The 16112-nt window shown below is 69.1% G+C and carries 12 protein-coding genes and 1 pseudogene; 11 read left to right on the forward strand and 2 right to left on the reverse strand.

The genetic code is table 11. The features are described from left to right. Positions 1-998: pseudogene (locus OHA03_RS46375) on the reverse strand (IS481 family transposase); the annotation flags it as partial. Between the two features lie 466 nt (positions 999-1464). On the opposite strand from OHA03_RS46375, the gene OHA03_RS46380 reads away from it, so the two are divergent. From OHA03_RS46380 to OHA03_RS46430, 11 genes are all read left to right on the forward strand, one after another. Further along, entirely contained in the window at positions 1465-2613 is a 1149-nt protein-coding gene (locus OHA03_RS46380; RefSeq protein WP_267009969.1) for a ParA family protein, read from the forward strand. Beyond that, the gene (locus OHA03_RS46385) at positions 2610-3614 is read left to right on the forward strand and encodes a ParB/RepB/Spo0J family partition protein (protein WP_267009970.1); all 1005 of its coding nucleotides are present in this window, start codon (positions 2610-2612) and stop codon (positions 3612-3614) included. Before OHA03_RS46380 ends, OHA03_RS46385 begins: the two co-directional genes overlap by 4 nt. Positions 3615-3729: 115 nt before the next feature. Beyond that, positions 3730-5370, forward strand: coding sequence for a DUF2637 domain-containing protein (locus OHA03_RS46390; protein ID WP_267009971.1), 1641 nt, complete (start codon positions 3730-3732; stop codon positions 5368-5370). 479 nt (positions 5371-5849) lie between these two features. Further along, on the forward strand, positions 5850-6749 hold the full coding sequence (locus tag OHA03_RS46395) for a hypothetical protein (RefSeq protein ID WP_267009972.1): 900 nt from the start codon (positions 5850-5852) through the stop codon (positions 6747-6749). A gap of 53 nt (positions 6750-6802) precedes the next feature. Beyond that, positions 6803-7069 (forward strand): hypothetical protein, encoded by a 267-nt coding sequence (locus OHA03_RS46400; protein ID WP_267009973.1) that lies wholly within the window; start codon positions 6803-6805, stop codon positions 7067-7069. Further along, complete coding sequence (locus OHA03_RS46405) at positions 7066-8205, forward strand: conjugal transfer protein (protein ID WP_267009974.1); 1140 nt, start codon at positions 7066-7068, stop codon at positions 8203-8205. Before OHA03_RS46400 ends, OHA03_RS46405 begins: the two co-directional genes overlap by 4 nt. 12 nt (positions 8206-8217) lie before the next feature. Next, positions 8218-8505 (forward strand): hypothetical protein, encoded by a 288-nt coding sequence (locus tag OHA03_RS46410; protein ID WP_267009975.1) that lies wholly within the window; start codon positions 8218-8220, stop codon positions 8503-8505. After that, positions 8502-9113 (forward strand): hypothetical protein, encoded by a 612-nt coding sequence (locus OHA03_RS46415; RefSeq protein ID WP_267009976.1) that lies wholly within the window; start codon positions 8502-8504, stop codon positions 9111-9113. Before OHA03_RS46410 ends, OHA03_RS46415 begins: the two co-directional genes overlap by 4 nt. Position 9114: 1 nt before the next feature. Then, the gene (locus OHA03_RS46420; RefSeq protein WP_267009977.1) at positions 9115-11658 is read left to right on the forward strand and encodes an ATP-binding protein; all 2544 of its coding nucleotides are present in this window, start codon (positions 9115-9117) and stop codon (positions 11656-11658) included. Then, on the forward strand, positions 11655-13973 hold the full coding sequence (locus tag OHA03_RS46425) for a hypothetical protein (RefSeq protein WP_267009978.1): 2319 nt from the start codon (positions 11655-11657) through the stop codon (positions 13971-13973). The genes OHA03_RS46420 and OHA03_RS46425 overlap by 4 nt, the downstream gene beginning before the upstream one ends. Further along, on the forward strand, positions 13970-15121 hold the full coding sequence (locus OHA03_RS46430; RefSeq protein ID WP_267009979.1) for a C40 family peptidase: 1152 nt from the start codon (positions 13970-13972) through the stop codon (positions 15119-15121). Before OHA03_RS46425 ends, OHA03_RS46430 begins: the two co-directional genes overlap by 4 nt. Positions 15122-15439: 318 nt before the next feature. Here OHA03_RS46430 and OHA03_RS46435 read toward each other — a convergent pair whose 3' ends face one another. Continuing rightward, positions 15440-15787 (reverse strand): hypothetical protein, encoded by a 348-nt coding sequence (locus tag OHA03_RS46435; protein ID WP_267009980.1) that lies wholly within the window; start codon positions 15785-15787, stop codon positions 15440-15442. Positions 15788-16112: the final 325 nt, after the last annotated feature.

A 16112-nucleotide genomic window follows, 5' to 3' on the forward strand; every position in this document is an offset into this window, starting at 1 on the left:
CTGACCCGTGAGGTTGGGGACGCGCAGCTGGCGGGTGGTTGGCCCGCGCCCCCCCCCCCCCCCCCCCCCCCCCCCCCCCCCCCCCCCCCCCCCCCCCCCCCGGCGGTGTGTCCGCGGTGGTGATTGTAGGTGTGCAGCCAGGCGGGGTAGGCCTCGCGTCGTTCGCTCTCGGTGCGGTAGAGCTTTGCGTAGGCCCATTCGTCGAGGAGAGTGCGGTTGAACCGCTCCACCTTCCCGTTGGTCTGGGGCCTGTAGGGCCGAGTGCGCTTGTGTGAAATGCCTTGTTCGGCAAGGGAGTTGCGCCAAAGGTGTGACCTGTAGCAGGACCCGTTGTCAGTGAGAACCCGCTGGACGGTGATGCCGGCAGCGGTGAAGAAGGTCTGGGCTCGCTGCCAGAATCCGACGGCGGTTTCCTTCTTCTCGTCGGTGAGGATCTCGCTGTAGGCGAGTCGGGAGTGGTCGTCGACGGCGTTGTGCAGGAAGCTCATGCCGGCGTTCGCCCGGTTCTTTCGGCCCTCGGCCCGGCCGAGGACCTTGTGGCCGCCGCCGTCGGGGATGTTGCCGAGTTTCTTGATGTCGACGTGCACGAGGTCGCCGGGAGCGACGTGTTCGTAGCGGCGGATCACCCGGCCGGTGGCGCGGTCCAGGTGGGCCAGGCGGGCGAGGCCGTACCGGGTGAGAACACGGTGCACGGTCGCGGGATTCAGCCGTAGCAGGTAGGCGATACGGGCCGGTCCCCAGCGGCGCAGAAGCCGGACTTTGATGATCCGCCGCTCGGTGCGGGTCGGGGTCCGACGCGGGCTGTGGTGCGGCCGTGAGGAGAGGTCGGCCATACCGGCCTCGCCGAGCTCGCGGTAACGGGCGGCCCACCGCTGGGCCGTCGTGGGCGAGACCTGGAAGCGTTCGGCGGCCCGCCGCAGCGGCCAGCCGTCCTCGACGACGCAGCGGGCCAGACGCAGACGTCCGGTCTCGGTCAAGGGTGCATTACGGTGGGGCATGAGGGCCTTCTGATCGTTCGGTGGAGATGTCGCAATCCACACCGAACCCGGAAGGCCCTCACTCGTTCAAGATCCCCAAGCCGTGGGATCCGTCACCAACCTCCGTGGTCAGAACACCTAGCTCTGTTCACCCCGACCTACGCGTCCTGGCCAACCCGCTTGAGACACACGCTCTATGGCTTGCTGGACTACAGGGCCTGCGACTTGAACCCCAGACGGCGTGCTCCAAATGCGCTTCGTTCGTGGCCGAGAGGGCTGGCGGTCGCCTCGTACACAGTTCGCAGCTGCCCGCATCTGAGGCCGGAGACACCGGCGTCCGCAGCGAAGGCGCGCAGGTGCACGTCCACGGCGACCTGCGATCGGCCGACGAGATTTTTGGCTCACTTCAGTGCGACGGGTCAGTCCGCAACACGCGTCCTGAGCGGGGGTCACACACCTCGGGCCCCGAAGTTAGTAAGCTGACCTCATGGTTACCCCAAGTCCCAGTGGAGACAGAGAGAAGGTCGTCTCCAAGCTGCCGTCCTGGCTACGTCAGGACCTCAAGGTTCGCGCCGCCGAACTCGGTATCGACATCCAAGACGCTGTGTCAGCTGGCATCTCTGCCTGGCGAGCAGTGTCGGATGGCCACTCCCCCATCGAGACGTCAGGATCTGCGTCGTTCTCGACTTGGCTCCCCCCAGGGCAATGGGACGAACTGAAGGACACCTGCACTGAGCGAGGGATTCCCTTCGTTCAAGGACTCGCCCAGTCCGTGCAGACGTGGATGAGCTCTCACCCCTCCCCCAGGCATCGCCCTGTGACCGGCATCTGCCAGCGCAAGGTCGTCATAAACCAGAAGGGCGGTGTCGGGAAGACGGCCATCGCGGCTGGTGTAGCCCAGGCTTTGGCCGAGGACGGCATGCGCGTGCTGCTCGTCGACTACGACCCTCAAGGGCATCTGAGCGATCAGCTTGGTGTCGAGCAGCTGCCGCCCGGGACCGACAGCCTGGTGCTGCACATGTGCGGCGAAGCCAAGGGGGAACTGCGGGACTTGATCGTCACCCTCGAATCGCCGCGCTTCGAGAAGCGACTGCACGTCCTGCCTGCGTGCCCCGACGGATTCCTCCTCGACGCCAAGATCGCCGTGTCGCGCATGCGAAACAAGGAAGCTGCCCTGGAGCGTGCCCTGAAGCCCTTGGAGAAGGACTTCGACGCCATCGTGATCGACTGCCCACCGAGCCTGGGCATGGCGACTGATGCAGCCATCTATTTCGGGCGGCGCCGGCAAGGGGAAGGCGAAGGCCTCTCAGGCATGGTCATTCCGGTTCTCGCGGAAGACTCTTCGGCCACGGCCTACACGATGCTTGCCGAGCAGATCGAGTCGCTGCGCGACGACCTTCGCCTCGAGATTGAGTACCTCGGACTGGTCGTCAATCTCTACGACAGCCGCCGCGGCTACGTAGCGACGTCCTCCCTGAAGGAGTGGCGCAACCTCGGGGACCCCAGAGTCCTCGCCGTCGTCGGAGACCTCAAGGAACAGCGCGAAGCTGTGCGGAAGCGTATGCCGCTGCTGGCGTACGCCCCGCACAGTGATCAGTCGGAGATCATGCGGCAGATTGCGAGGGAGATCTCGTGAGCTCCAAGGAAGACCAGCTCGGCGCCTCGTCCTCTTTCGCTCGAGCCGGCACGGCCCGCAGTGTCCGTCGCCAGCTGACGGATGCAGCCTTCGGACTGGGCGACCCCAACGAGCTAGCTCTCAGCGAGATCAGTGCCAATCCTGATAACCCGCGGGAGAGCCTTGGCGATGTCTCCGGGATGGCCGCGAGTCTGAGCGAGATCGGTCAGATCCAGGCAATCACCGTGGCTTCAGTCGATGCCTACCTCCGGGACCGGCCGGAGCGCGCATCTGAACTGGCACCTGGCGCCCAGTACGTCGTAGTGGACGGTCATCGCCGTCTCGCTGGCGCTCGCATGGCCGGTCTCGCGACGATAAAGGTCACCGTCGACGACGCGCGCGTCACCACAGACGAGTCGCTGCTCGAGGCGGCGTTCGTCGCCAACGCCCAGCGGGAGAACCTGTCCGATCTGGAAGAAGCGCAGGCACTCAAGACCCTGGTCGCGTTCTACGGGTCGCAGCACAAGGCCGCGCGACGGCTCGGAGTGACTCAGCCCTACATCTCGCAGCGCCTGTCGCTGCTGGAGCTGGTACCCGAACTTCAGGCGGACCTGGAGGCTGGGCGTCGAAAGGTCGAGCACGTACGAGGGCTCGCCAAGCACTCCCCGGAAGAGCAGCGCACTCTGGCAGACGCCCGAGCGCAGCAGGCCCAACAGAAGAAGCAGAAGCGTAAGACGCCCGTCGCGCAGCCACCCACTGATAACGGCGTTATCACCAAGGACGCGCCAGCGGTGGAGCCTGACGAGGAGTCGGCAGCTGATAACGGCGTTATCAGCGAGGGACGCCCGCAGCCCAGCAGCAACCAGCTCACTGATAACGGCGTAATCAGTCCGGGCACGGAAGAGCCTTCGGTAAGCCTCCACGTTCCGTGGCACAACCCGCAGGCCCTCGATCGGCTGGCCCGCGAGCACATGACCGCTGAGGACCGCCATACCCTCGCAAAGCTCCTCGCTCAGGAGTGATCGCGGATTTGAACGTCCCTGTTTTCCCACACCGGCAAGGCAGGGACGTTCTTGATGCCAAGGTGGATCTCCAAACAGAAGATCTACGGAACACGCTTCAGGGAGGGGATCGCGGGTGGCCGCGATGCAGCTGACACGCACGCACCGGGTACTCATCGGGGTCGTCGTCGCCGGCGCGGCAATCATCGCCGCGATCGGCTTCGCGGGCTCGTACGCCGCCGTGCGCGCGCTCGCAGAACAGAAGGGCTTCGGGAACTTCTCCCTGGTCTTCCCGATCGGCATCGACGCGGGCATCTGCGTACTGCTGGCGCTGGACCTGCTCCTGACCTGGATGCGGATACCGTTCCCGCTGCTGCGCCAGACCGCCTGGCTGCTGACCGCCGCGACGATCGCCTTCAACGGCGCCGCGGCCTGGCCCGACCCGCTCGGCGTCGGCATGCACGCGGTGATCCCGGTGCTGTTCGTGGTCGCGGTCGAGGCCGCCCGGCACGCGGTCGGCCGGATAGCCGACCTGACGGCCGACAAGCACATGGAGGGCGTCCGGCTCACCCGCTGGCTGCTCTCCCCCGTCCCCACGTTCAAGCTGTGGCGCCGGATGAAGCTGTGGGAGCTGCGTTCGTACGAGCAGGTCATCAAGCTCGAACAGGACCGGCTGATCTACCAGGCCCGGCTCCAGGCGCGTTTCGGCCGGAACTGGCGCCGCAAGGCCCCCGTCGAGTCGCTGATGCCGCTGCGGCTGGCGAAGTTCGGCGTTCCGCTGGCCGACACCGGCCCGGCCGGGCTGGCCGCAGCGGGCATCGAACCGGTCCTGCTGCCCCCGGCGCCGGCCCCGGCCGCCGTCGAGACGGCCCACCCCCACGCCGAGCTGATGGGCGAGCATCAGCGTGCTCTGGAAGCCAGCGCGACGGGGGCAGCTACGGCCGGTCATGAGGAGCTGGCGTCCTCGCCTGAGCCCGAGGGTGCCGAGTCCTTCGTGCTGGACGAACCGGTTCTGCCTGACGTCGGCTACTACGAGGCCCTCCAGGGGTTCATCTCTCAGTACGGCGAGCTGCCGAACGCCCGCCAGTTCGGACTCTTCCTTGCCCAGTACGGCGTCGTCGATCCCGTGTCCGGCAGCGTTCTCACGGAGGGACAGCTCAGGCCCATCCTGCAGGACTTCAAGATGCAGGCTCCGCAGTCGCCCGTGTCGGCAGACGACCAGGAGCGACCGGCCGATGATGTCGCGGTGCCGGCATCTGGCGTGGCTGAGGGAGCGGATGACCGGGGCGTATGGACTGACGCAACGGCGGACAGCCGCTCCTTTGCCGGGACCGACATGACTGATCCGGCTGTTGCCTCGCAGCCGTATGTGGCCGAGCCGGTCCTGGTCCCGACCGCCTTGGTGGAAGACGGCCGTGCGGCCGGTGGGGGAGTACCGCAGCAATCTCCCCGGGAAAGCCCGACGGCGGGCGTGGCTGGAGAGGACGCGACCGTCTGGGAGGCCACGGTCTCCGACACGGGGGAGGCCACTGCGCGACTGCCCGAGCAGCAGAGCCAGGAGCCTGATCTGGACCCGGTGCAGCAGCAGATTGTGACGGTCGCGGAGTGGCTTGCCGAGGCCGAGGAGGCCGGCCAGAAGCTCTCCGGAGCGGAGGTTGCCCGGCGTCTGGAGCTGTCCCCGAAGACCGGTCAGCGGCGGGTCAACGCAGCGGTCGAGTACCTCACGGAGCAACGGCGGCAACAGGGCCGCGCGCATCTCCGGTCGGTCAGCCGCTGAGCGAACCGCCCTGACGAGTGGCCGATGACCGATCCCGGTCATCGGCCACCGTCATGTCCGGGCCCTGCCGCGTGACCGATTCCGGGGGCGTGACCGGTGACCGATGGCCGGTGACCGATGGCGCCGTGACCGACTCCGACGCTCGTGACCGATGACCGATGCGGCCCGGATCGGTCATCGGTCATGACCAGCAGAGTGCTCATCGGTCACCTCGCCGGTGTGACCGACGGACCTCTCCGCGGGGCACTGCTCCGCCTCTCGGGGCAGGGCTTGCCCACGCCATTGGGGGGTTGCCCGGGGTTGCATGGACCGGTCACCGAGGCTTGCCCACCCCTTGAGGAGGCTTGCCCAATCGGTCACCGGGGGCTTGCCCGCCACATGGGCAAGCCTCCCATCTGCTGTTTCAGGGAGTTGGGCAAGCCGTTGGGCAAGCCGGTCTGAGGAGAGTTCACGGCACGACATCCGAAAGGAGAAGTGCCGTGCCGAACCTGCCGCCGACCGCCCACACCGCCCGCGGAATCTTTGAGCGCCTGGATGTGGAGTGGGAAGGCCTGTGCGCGGACACCTCCGTCCAGGCCGCCGTGACCGATTGGCTGGTGGCCGATCGACTGGCCGATGACGTCGCGGCCGTGACCGATTCCTGGGTGCGCGGTCTCGGACCCGCCCAGCTGCTCGCCGCTCTTCGGCCGCCCAACGGGGCCGTGACCGATGCGCTGACCGATGCCGTGCTCCGCGCTCTGTTGCGCCGGGCGGCCGGCCGTGACCGATCGGCCACGCTCGCCGCCCGCGTCATCGTCCAGGCGATGATCCCGGCCGCGGTCCGCATGACGCGCGGCCAGGTCCGCCCCTTCGGTGGCCGCACCTTCGACGACATCGGTCACATGACCATCGCCGCCCTCTACGTCGTCGCCCGCTCCGGTCGCATCCATACCCGGCCTGGCCGGCCCGCCGCGAACCTCGCTCTGGACACGCTGCGTCACGTCTGCCGGGAGCTCACCGCCGACCGCGAAGAGCACGGCGAAGAGCTGGGTGCCGCTGAGGACCTGGCCGACAGCACGCCCGGGCCGGCCGAGCTGGCCGAAGCCCAGAGCGTCAGCGCGGCCGCGGCCGCGGCTGGCCTTCAGCCCACCGGGGCCGTCAGCGAAGGGGAAGCCGACCGTGCCCGTCTGGAACTGCTCGAGCTGGTCCTGGACGCGATGGGCAGCGGCACCCTCTCGTCGGCCGACGCCCGAGCCATCGCCTGGCACTACACCACCGACCCGGTCACCGACATCGTCGCCGCCACTCGCACCGGTACGACCGCCGCGGCGTGGCAGCGCCGCCGCTCCCGCGCCGTGGCCCGTCTGTCGGCCTCGCTGCAGCTGAGGCCTGCGGCATGACCGCGCTTCGTCCTCCGTCCACCGTCGGCCCGAACCCAGAGAGGGACACCCACATGACCCAGACCGCCAAGGCGCCCCTGGATGCAGACGAAGAGCGCGTCACACGCGCCCAGCGTCTGCTCATCCAGCTCGGCGCCGCGCTCGTCGCGCAACCCTTCGACATCCACACCCACGATCGGCTGCGCGCCTTCCTCGCTAAGGACGCCGACGGCGTCCTCGCCTCTCTGGAGACGCTGCAGCAGCGACCGGAGACCGAGCTACGCCGACGGATCGCTGAGTTGGGCGGCCACACCCTGCGGCCCTTCGGAGACTCGGCATGAAGTCGTCGTGGAACCGTCGCCCGGCCAAGGAAGCAGCAGCTGTACCGGACGCCGAACCGCAGGACTGGGACATCGACGAGGGGCCGCAGGATGTGGCCGGCTGGTCGACTGGAGCCCAGGCAAACACTGCCGCCGCCCTCCGCTGGACGGCTTGGGGACTACTCGTCCTCGGCCCGCTGCTCGGCGCGTTCGCATATCTGTCGGCACCGGCACAGGCCGGACCCGCACAGAAGAGGCCGGCGCCCACCGCTCCGGCTGCAACCGGCGCCCAGGGCGCGGCCGGCTTCGCCCAGCTCTTCGTCGCCGCCTTCATCTCAGCGGGGGAGGACGACCAGGACAAGCTCGCCGCCTACTACCCGGACGCCACCAGCCTTCGCCTGGAAGGGGATCCGGACCGGCGGCACGGCGAGCAGCTCACCGTCGTACGGCTGCGCCAGACCGATTCCGGCATCTGGTCCGTCACGGTGGCCGCCCGCATCACCTCCACGAAACCGGCTGCGAAGCCGGCCGACGGACAGCCTGACGACAAGGACGAAGCGAAGGCCGCGGCCGCCCAGGCGGTGCGGTACTTCCAGGTCCCGGTTGCCACCGCGACCACGGCCGGCGGGGCGAGCGGCTACACGGCGCTGGCGATGCCGGCCGAAGTTGCCGCCCCCGAGCGGATCAAGGCTCCCGGACTTGTCTACGGGCCGATGCGGCCGGCGCTGCCAGCGGATCCGCGGACCCAGGCCGTCACCGAGTTCCTGACCGCCTACCTGACTGGTGTCGGCGAGCTCGACCGCTACCTCGCACCGGGAACCCACCTGGCCCCCGTTGCTCCCGCGCCGTACACGGGCATCGCGGTCGACACGCTCGCCATCGAGGGCGAGAAGGGCACCGAGCCGGTGACCGCCGTGCCCGACGACGGCACCACGCTGCGGCTGTTGGTCGCGCTGCGCGCCACGGGCCACGACGAGGTCCGCGTCCCGCTCACCTACGCGCTGACCCTCAAGGCCCGGGCCGGCCGCTGGGAGATCGCCACTCTCGACGGCGCCCCCACACTCGCCGCCACTCCCACCGAGCCGACCGCCTCCAACGCCAGCACGACCCCCTCGGCGGCGCCCAGCACGGCCCCCACCCCCGCCTCCACTTCCTAAGGAGAAGACGTCATGCACGACATCACGCTCGCCGCGGGCTGGATCCAGACCGGTACCGGCCTTGGCAATGACATCAAGGCCCTCATCTTCAACGTCGCCATCCCGGTGCTGTGCGGTGCCTTCGTGGTCATCGTCGGCTGGAAGACGAAGGCGCCCGGCCCGACCATCATGGCCGTGATCTTCGCGGCCATCGTCTGGGGCGGCGCCGCGAACATGGACACCCTCAAGGACAAGACCACCGAGGACATCACCCAGTACGACGGCGGCGGCCGGCAACTCACCGGGCCTGGTGACCAGTGACCACCCACCTCGTCGACGCATCCGAGACCAGCGACGAGCTGATCGGCCGCTGCTACACCAAGGCCCGTCGCGCCCCGCTGGTTCACGGTGTCATCCGTGACGTCAACGGCGGCCGCGGAATCCGACTGCCGGGCGGCCCGTACACGCTCACTCAGCTTGCGGCGATCGTCGGCACGTTCGTGGCGCTGATCCTGACCCGTGCGATCTGGGGTGGGTACGGGCTGATGGATGTGGTGGTGCTGCTCGGCCTGCCGTTCGCGGCCGCGTTCCTCCTGCGGCATCTGCACATCGACGGCCGCAACCCTGCCGCCGCTCTGGTCAGCGTCGCCGTGATGATGGCCGGCCCCCGGTGGGGGCGGCTGCATGGCCGGCCCTTCCGCCCGGCGCGCCCGGTGAGCGGCGACACGCTCATCACCGTCACCGCCGACGGTCCTGCGGCCGGTAGTTCCCCCGCAGTGGCACGCCAGGCCACCCCCGTCACTCACCCTGTGCGGCCGGCGCCGGCCGCACACACCCCCAATACGACGGCCGGCGCCCCTGTGGCGTCCGGTGTGCAGGCCCTGCTCGCCCGCCGCGCCACATCCGCACGAACCGATCCGGAGGAATGAGATGCGCCTGCCGATCCGGCACGTTGCCAACAACCTCGCCTTCACCACGCACGGCACCACGTGGGCGATCTGGCGGGTGGCCGCGGCCAACTACTCCCACGCGCCGGCGACCGCGAAGAGGCGCCGGCTGAAGTCGCTTGAGTCGCTGTTCAAGTCGCTGACGGGCGAGCCGATGCTGATGTCGCTGTGCCCGCAGGTCGACCCGATCGCCGTGGTCCGCGCCATGGTCGCCGACGTCGACCTGAAGAAGTCACCGCGCTACGAACGGCTCGGCCACGCCGTGCTGGACCAGCTCGAGGTAATGGAGCTGACCGGCCGCACCGACTGGCTCGCGATCCCGCTGCCACCGCTGTCCCGCAAGGACGCCGCCCTGTCCGCGTTCGCCGCGGCCAAGGCCGAAGTCGCGCTGCAGCTCGGCCTCATGCCCGCACCTGTCACCGCCGACGAAGTCGAGCGGCGCACCGAGCAGGCCAAGCGAATGCAAGCCCAGTGGCCTACCGGCGTCTCGATGCGGCCGGCCACCGAGGCAGAGATCCTGTGGATCTACGGGCACAGTGCGCGCCGCGGGCTGCCGGAGCCGTTCCTGCCCGACGGCACCGAGCAGCCCGTGCGCGGCCGTGGCCGTACGGTCGCGGCTCTGGGGGAGATGCTGATCGCCGAGGGCGGCACCGACTTCAGCGACCGCAGGGCTGTGCCGGGCAACCCGTTCGAGCGGCGCTTCGTTCAGGTCTCCTCCGAATGGGGCGACTCCTACCAGGCGATGCTGGCCCTGTCCGAGATGCCGGAGGCCTTCGCGCTGCCCGGGGCGGCGTACCTGCAGCAGCTGGACGATCTGGCTTACCCCGTGGACTGGACCGCCCGGCTGGTCATCACCCCGGGCACCAAGGCGGAGGCGAAGACACGAAAGCGCGCCCGTCATCTGAAGGCGCAGGCCGCGGAGTACCAGGGCGACCCGGCCGGCCCGCCGGCAGCGCTCGCGAAGAACGAGGCGGACAACGACGAGTTCCGTGACCGGCTCACCGCCTCGGCCCGCGAGGTCGAGATCCGCGCCATGGTCACCCTTGCGGTCTGGGGTGCCACCGCGGACGAGGCCCAGGACCGTGCGGCCGCCCTGGCCAGTGACTTCGGCGCCACCGATTACACGTTCTCCCGCCCGGTGGGGGAGCAGACCAGCCTGTGGCACGCGATGCTGCCCGGCTGCCGCACCCCGCGGGTGATGACCGGGTACGCCCAGTACCTGCTCGCCCGGGACTTCGCTATGGCCATGCCCTGGTGCGGCTCCCAGCTCGGCGACGCAAGGGGCGGGCTGTTCGGCCTGCAGCTCGCCTCCGGCGGCGCCCGCCCGGTCATGGTCGACCCGGCCCGCGGGCCCCGGGAGAACGCCTCGGCGTCGATGGCGTTCATCGGCGAGCTCGGCGCCGGCAAGTCCGTCGGCCTCAAGTCGGCGGTCTACAACGTCCTGGCCCGCGGCCATCAACCCGGCAAGCCGAACAGCCGCGGGCGCGCCGTCATCGTCGACCGCACCAAGGAAGAGGAATGGGCGAGGTTCGCCACGGCGTGCCCCGGCACCACCCAGGTCATCCGAATCGACCAGAGCGCCGAAGTCTCCCTCGACCCGCTGCGCCTGTATGTGCAGGACAGCCCCAAGGTCGCGGCCCGCTTCTGCGAGTCCTTCCTGACCCTGTTGCTCGGTGTGAAGCCGATGGACCTGGAAGGCGTCGCCCTGTCCGAATCAGTGCAGGCGGTACTCGAGCGGCCCGAGCCCTCCATGCGCGCCCTGATGGACGAGCTCGTCATGCGCGGGGGAGAGGACACCGCCGCCCGGAACCTGGCCCGCAAGCTGAAGGCCGTAGCGCGCAAGGACCTCGCCGCCGTCGTCTTCGACGACACCCTCCCCGTCGTGGATACCGCGCGGGCCGACTCCGTTGTCTTCCTCGTCAACTCCCTGGCGCTACCGAAGAAGAGCGAGCTCGCCTCCGACCACCGCATCGAACGCCTGGAGTTCGAGAAGGTCCTGGGCCGCTCGCTGATGTACCTGATCGCCGCTGTGGCGCGCGAGACCGTCATGCGGCACAAGGACGAGTTCGGCGTCGCCGTCTTCGACGAATGCTGGTGGCTCACGAGTTCGGACGAGGGTCTGGAGCTGCTGCTCGAGCTCATGCGTGACGGCCGTAAGCACAACGCGGCCGCCTATGTCGGCTCCCATGACCCGGATGACATCGGGCCGGCCGACAGCGAGAAGGGCGCCATCATCCGCGGCCTGATCCCGAACCGGCTCCTCTTCCGCCAGACGACGCGGTCACTCGCCGAGCGCGGCCTGGAGTTCCTCGGCGTCGATGCCACCGATCCCGAGCTGCTGGACTTGGTCACCGCCGGCCTGTCGCCGCTGGACCTGCCGGAGGAGGAGAAGCTCGCCCGGGCGGGGGAGTGCCTGTACCGGGACCTGGCCGGCCGCATCGGACTGATGAAGGTCCTCATCCCGATGGACCCGGCCGTGATGCGCGTCATCCACACCACACCCAGCGACTACCGGACCGCAGCATGACCACGATCCTGACCTGGCGAATGCGGCTGCGAGTTCTCGGCGCCGCCCGACTCCGTATGGCGCTGCTGTTTGCCGCGCTCGCCGCCACCACTTTCACCCTGCTCACGTCGCTGCCCGCACACGCCGACCCCAGCCCGACCCCGTCGCCGACCGTGCCGGCGGCAGGCGCTCAACGGACCCCGACGCCGGAAGAGGTCGAGGCGATCGAGGAGGTCATGCGCGAGCAAGGGGAGAAGTTCTCCAAGGCCGCGCAGGAAGCGATGCTCGACACGGAGAAGGACCGGCTGCGCAAGCTCCTTCCCGACGAGGGTGGCGTCCTCGGCGTCTTCGACGTCACCGACGCCAACGGCCTGCCGATCAGCGTCTACACCGTCAAGTCCGACACAGGCGGCCTGACGGACTGGGACCTGGGGATCCAGAACCTGCTCACCGAGCTGTGCTTCATGGTCACCAAGTGGCTGATCGCGTTCTGCTGCTGGCTCATCGCCTGGTCCCTGTCCTTCGGACTGGCCAAGCTGCTGCTCGTTCCGGTGCTCTCGGTCGCCGACTCCCTGCACACCCGCGTCATCCTCGAAATGGGCCTGCCCGCACTGTTCCTGTCAGTGTGCGCGGTCATCTGTGTCGCCCGGATCTTCTTCGGAGACAAGGCCCGGGGCTGGGGCGACGCCGCCCTGTCCCTGCTGCTGGCGGCGCTGACCACCACGCTGCTGTCCTCCGCCCCGAACACACTCCTCGGGGAACAGGACGGGGCGATCGCGGTGACCCGCGGCCTGGCCCTGGAGGTCGCCGACGTCATCCTGGACGCCAACCCGGCCACCCCGAACGCCAACGACGGCGTCACCACCCCGGCCACCAGCACCACCCTGTCGCGGCCGTTGACCAACGCGCTCACGGACGCCTTCATCGTCAAGCCCGCCATGCTGCTGCAGTACGGCCGTGTCTTCGAAGGTAAATGCGCCTCCGAGTACGCAGACACCCGGCTCGCGCAGCTGGCCTTCGACCGGCAAATCCACGCCCAGACCAACAAGCTCAAGAAGCTCACCGGCCTCACCGACTACCTCAGCCCCGTCGGCCTGCCTGTCTCCTCCTGGTACGACATGCAGCTCGACATGAGCACCCGGTGGGCCGTCGACCACTTCGGTAACCCGCCCATGGAGCGGTTCGAAGAACACTGCGTGCCCGGCGACGCCGACGCTGCGAAGAAGGCCAGCCTCGACAAGCTCGGCGGCGGACTCTTCCTTCTCATCGCCGCCCTCATCGTTTCCGTCCTCATCTCCGGCCTCGCCGGCAGCTTCCTGGTCGCCCAGTGCCGCATCGCCTGGGACGCTATCCGCGGTGAGCCCGCCCTCATCGCCGGCACTATTCCCGGCGCCGGCCGCGCCTTCCTGTGGGACTGGTCTGCCTCGGTGCTCCACTCGCTGGGCCAGATGCTCACATCCGTCATCGCGCTGGCGGTGTTCATCCTCATCGTCCAAGCCGTCCTCGACCCCGTACAAGCAGACTGGGGCAGAGAACTGACTGTGCACTTCCTGGTCGTTGACGTCGTGTGCATCGGCGCGGTCAAGAAGCGCAAGCAGCTGGCTGCCCGCTCCAAGCAGACCGCCGCGAACTTCCGCGCCAAGATGTCCGCCGCCCGCATCGGCGGCACCCACGGCTCCATCTTCAGCGGCCCCGCCACCTCGGCCGTCCGCAAAAACCGCCACATCGCCCTGAAGACCACCCGCGGCCTGGTCCGCGGCGCACTGGCCGGTGTCTCCCTCGCCCACGGCAACCCGCTCGCCGCCATCGCCTACGCCATGCCCCGAACCGTCGGAGCCACCGCCCTCGTGACCCGCATGCAGAGCGGTCGCTACCGGGGCCGGTCACACCGGGCCCGCTCCGCCGGCCGACCCGTCCCGCGTCGGGGCAACCCGCCGGGCATATTCGGTGGCCCGGGCACCCCACCACAAGGACCGCCGCCGAACGGCCCCCAGGGCGGCCCACCCAGGCCGACGAACCCGTCACGCCCTGCAGGTCCCACGCGTCCGGCCGGCTCACCCCGCCGGACAGGACCCGCTGCCCGTACTCCCCGCCCGCGGACCGCAGCCGCAGCGGCCTCGTCGACCACGTCCACGACCGGCGCGCCCGTCGCGGACCCGACGACCCGTCCCCGCCGGCACATCCAGGCCCACCGGGCCGTCTCGCGCCGTACCCAGCAAGCGGCCACCCCACCGAGCCGATCCGTGAGCGGAGCGGGCGGATTCGACGCCTGGCTCGCCGACCGGGAGGAGCGGGAACTGGCCCGTCGGCGCAGGCCTTCGCAAGGACCGTCGTGACACAGAAGAACAAGAAGTGGCTGGCTGGCGGCACCGGCCTGATCTTGCTGGCGATCGTTCTCCTGGCGGCGATCGCCGCGCACGTCGCCGACATCGGGCAGAGCGAAGCCGAAGCCGCGGCCGCCCAGGCCCAGTGTGCCGCCAACGGGACGGGCGGCGACGTCGACACGGCCCAGGTCGCCCAGCAGGTCAAAGCGGTGCTCGCCGGCAGCAGCAGCGACGTCACAGTCGCCAGCCTGCCCTCGCCGAAGGAGCAGATCCCCAACGCGAAAGCGATCGTGGCGACCGGCGCCCAGATGAGGATCCCGGCACGGGGCCAGGTCATCGCGCTCGCCACGGCCCTGCAGGAGTCAGGCCTGCGCAACCTGGACCACGGCGACCGCGACAGCGTCGGCCTGTTCCAGCAGCGCCCCTCCCAGGGCTGGGGCTCTCGGGCACAGATCCTCGACCCGGTGTACGCGGCCACGAAGTTCTACAAGGCACTGAAGTCCCTCAAGGACTGGGAGAGCATGCCGGTCACCGTCGCCGCCCAGAAAGTCCAGAAGTCCGGCGTGCCCGACGCCTACGCAAAACACGAAGCTCTTGCCACTGCCCTGCAGCAGGCCGTTGCCCCGACGCTCGGCACCGCGGCCGCCATCCCTGGCATCACCCCGGCAGTGGCCGACTTCGGGGCCGGCTGTGTCACCCAGGCCGGCACCGACTACGGCGACATCCCCGCGGGCACACTGCCCGAGGGATACCAGATCCCTATCACCGCCCCCATCCAGGCCCGCAACGCGATCCGTTGGGCCCTCGGCCAGCTCGGCACCCCCTACCAATGGGGCGGCACCTGCACCAATCCCCACGGCAGCAACGCCCGCGACCGGTGCGACTGCTCCTCGCTGATGCAACGCGCCTATGGAGTGGCTGGCGTTGAGATCACCCGCACCACCTACACGCAGATCCATGACGGGCGGGCGGTGTCGGCCAAGGCGCTCCAGCCGGGCGACTTGGTCTTCACCAACGGGAGCGCGTCCCGGCCCGAACACGTCGCTATGTTCCTCGGCGACGGGTTGGTTGTGCATGCCCCCCGGCCAGGCCGGGTCGTGGAAGTCGCCGAGCTCGCGACCCACGGAACGATCCTGGTGGCCCGTCGCATCGCACCCTGAACCGCAAGCGGCCACGGTCTGCGGGCGGGGGATCACCTTGTTTCGGGCTAGTCAGGCAGCCTGGGCAGGAGGGCTGTGTGCTTGATGCACCCTGGAACCATGCGAAGGGGCCCCGCGGTACGTGCGACGGACCCGCGGGGCCCATGGGTGCCGTCCTGTCAGGGCACCCATACCAACCGTACGGGCAACCAGCACTGACTGCCCGTCGGTATCAAGCTGAGCAGCCAGCGGAACGGGAGTAGAAGGGGCCCCGCCCACCCGGAGTGCCGTGTCCGACTGCTCTCGGGGGGCGTCAGTGGCCGTGGCGTTTCGTGGTCACTAGACCCGCGGTCCCGCGTCGGTGACGCGCACCGGTTCGGCCAGGCCGCCCGGGGTCCTGCCCTTGAAGACGACCTCGCAGGAGTACTTGGTCTTCACGTTCAAGGGCACCAGTACGGCCTTGGGGATGTCATCGCAGCGCGCGTGGTCGATGCTGTCGCGGTAGTTGCCGTACAGCAGGCGTGCGACGCCGTCGCTGGTGAGGATGCCCTTGTCCGGGACCTCATCGAATTCCACAACGTTGTCCGACCAGCCGAACTTCTTGCCGATGGTCACCTTCCACACCACCTTCAGCCCGTCGAAGGTGGTTGTGCAGGCCGCCGCGTACCGCTCTGACCCTTGGGACACTCGGCGGTGGTCTTGCCTGTGGCCTGAGCCATCATGAGGGTCTTGCCACGCAGCCCGTACGCCAGATTCTCATCGAACGGAGCATCGTCGGCTGGCGAGGGCTGCGGCTCCATCTCCGGCTTGGTCAGCTTCTGCGGCAACACGGTAGGGGCTGGTGCCGACTTTGCGCCCTTGGGTTGTTGACACAACTCGCTGACCTGTACCGATGACCTGGCCCGAGAGGGAGTTGCACAGGCTAAGAACTCGGGCCGGCACAGGCATTTGTCTGATTCGGGCGAGGCTGGTGGTCCCGGCGGACACATGCCCGCGATCGAGCAATTCTGTC

Origin of the sequence: Streptomyces sp. NBC_00154 (assembly GCF_026342835.1) — a bacterium.
In the GTDB taxonomy this organism is placed as follows: domain Bacteria; phylum Actinomycetota; class Actinomycetes; order Streptomycetales; family Streptomycetaceae; genus Streptomyces.

Excerpts from the sequence above, each read along its gene's own strand:
- OHA03_RS46380 (WP_267009969.1), top strand. The coding sequence starts at position 1,465 with ATGGTTACCCCAAGTCCCAGTGGAGACAGAGAGAAGGTCGTCTCCAAG.
- OHA03_RS46400 (WP_267009973.1), top strand. The coding sequence starts at position 6,803 with ATGACCCAGACCGCCAAGGCGCCCCTGGATGCAGACGAAGAGCGCGTC.
- OHA03_RS46405 (WP_267009974.1), top strand. The coding sequence starts at position 7,066 with ATGAAGTCGTCGTGGAACCGTCGCCCGGCCAAGGAAGCAGCAGCTGTA.
- OHA03_RS46410 (WP_267009975.1), top strand. The coding sequence starts at position 8,218 with ATGCACGACATCACGCTCGCCGCGGGCTGGATCCAGACCGGTACCGGC.
- OHA03_RS46420 (WP_267009977.1), top strand. The coding sequence starts at position 9,115 with ATGCGCCTGCCGATCCGGCACGTTGCCAACAACCTCGCCTTCACCACG.
- OHA03_RS46425 (WP_267009978.1), top strand. The coding sequence starts at position 11,655 with ATGACCACGATCCTGACCTGGCGAATGCGGCTGCGAGTTCTCGGCGCC.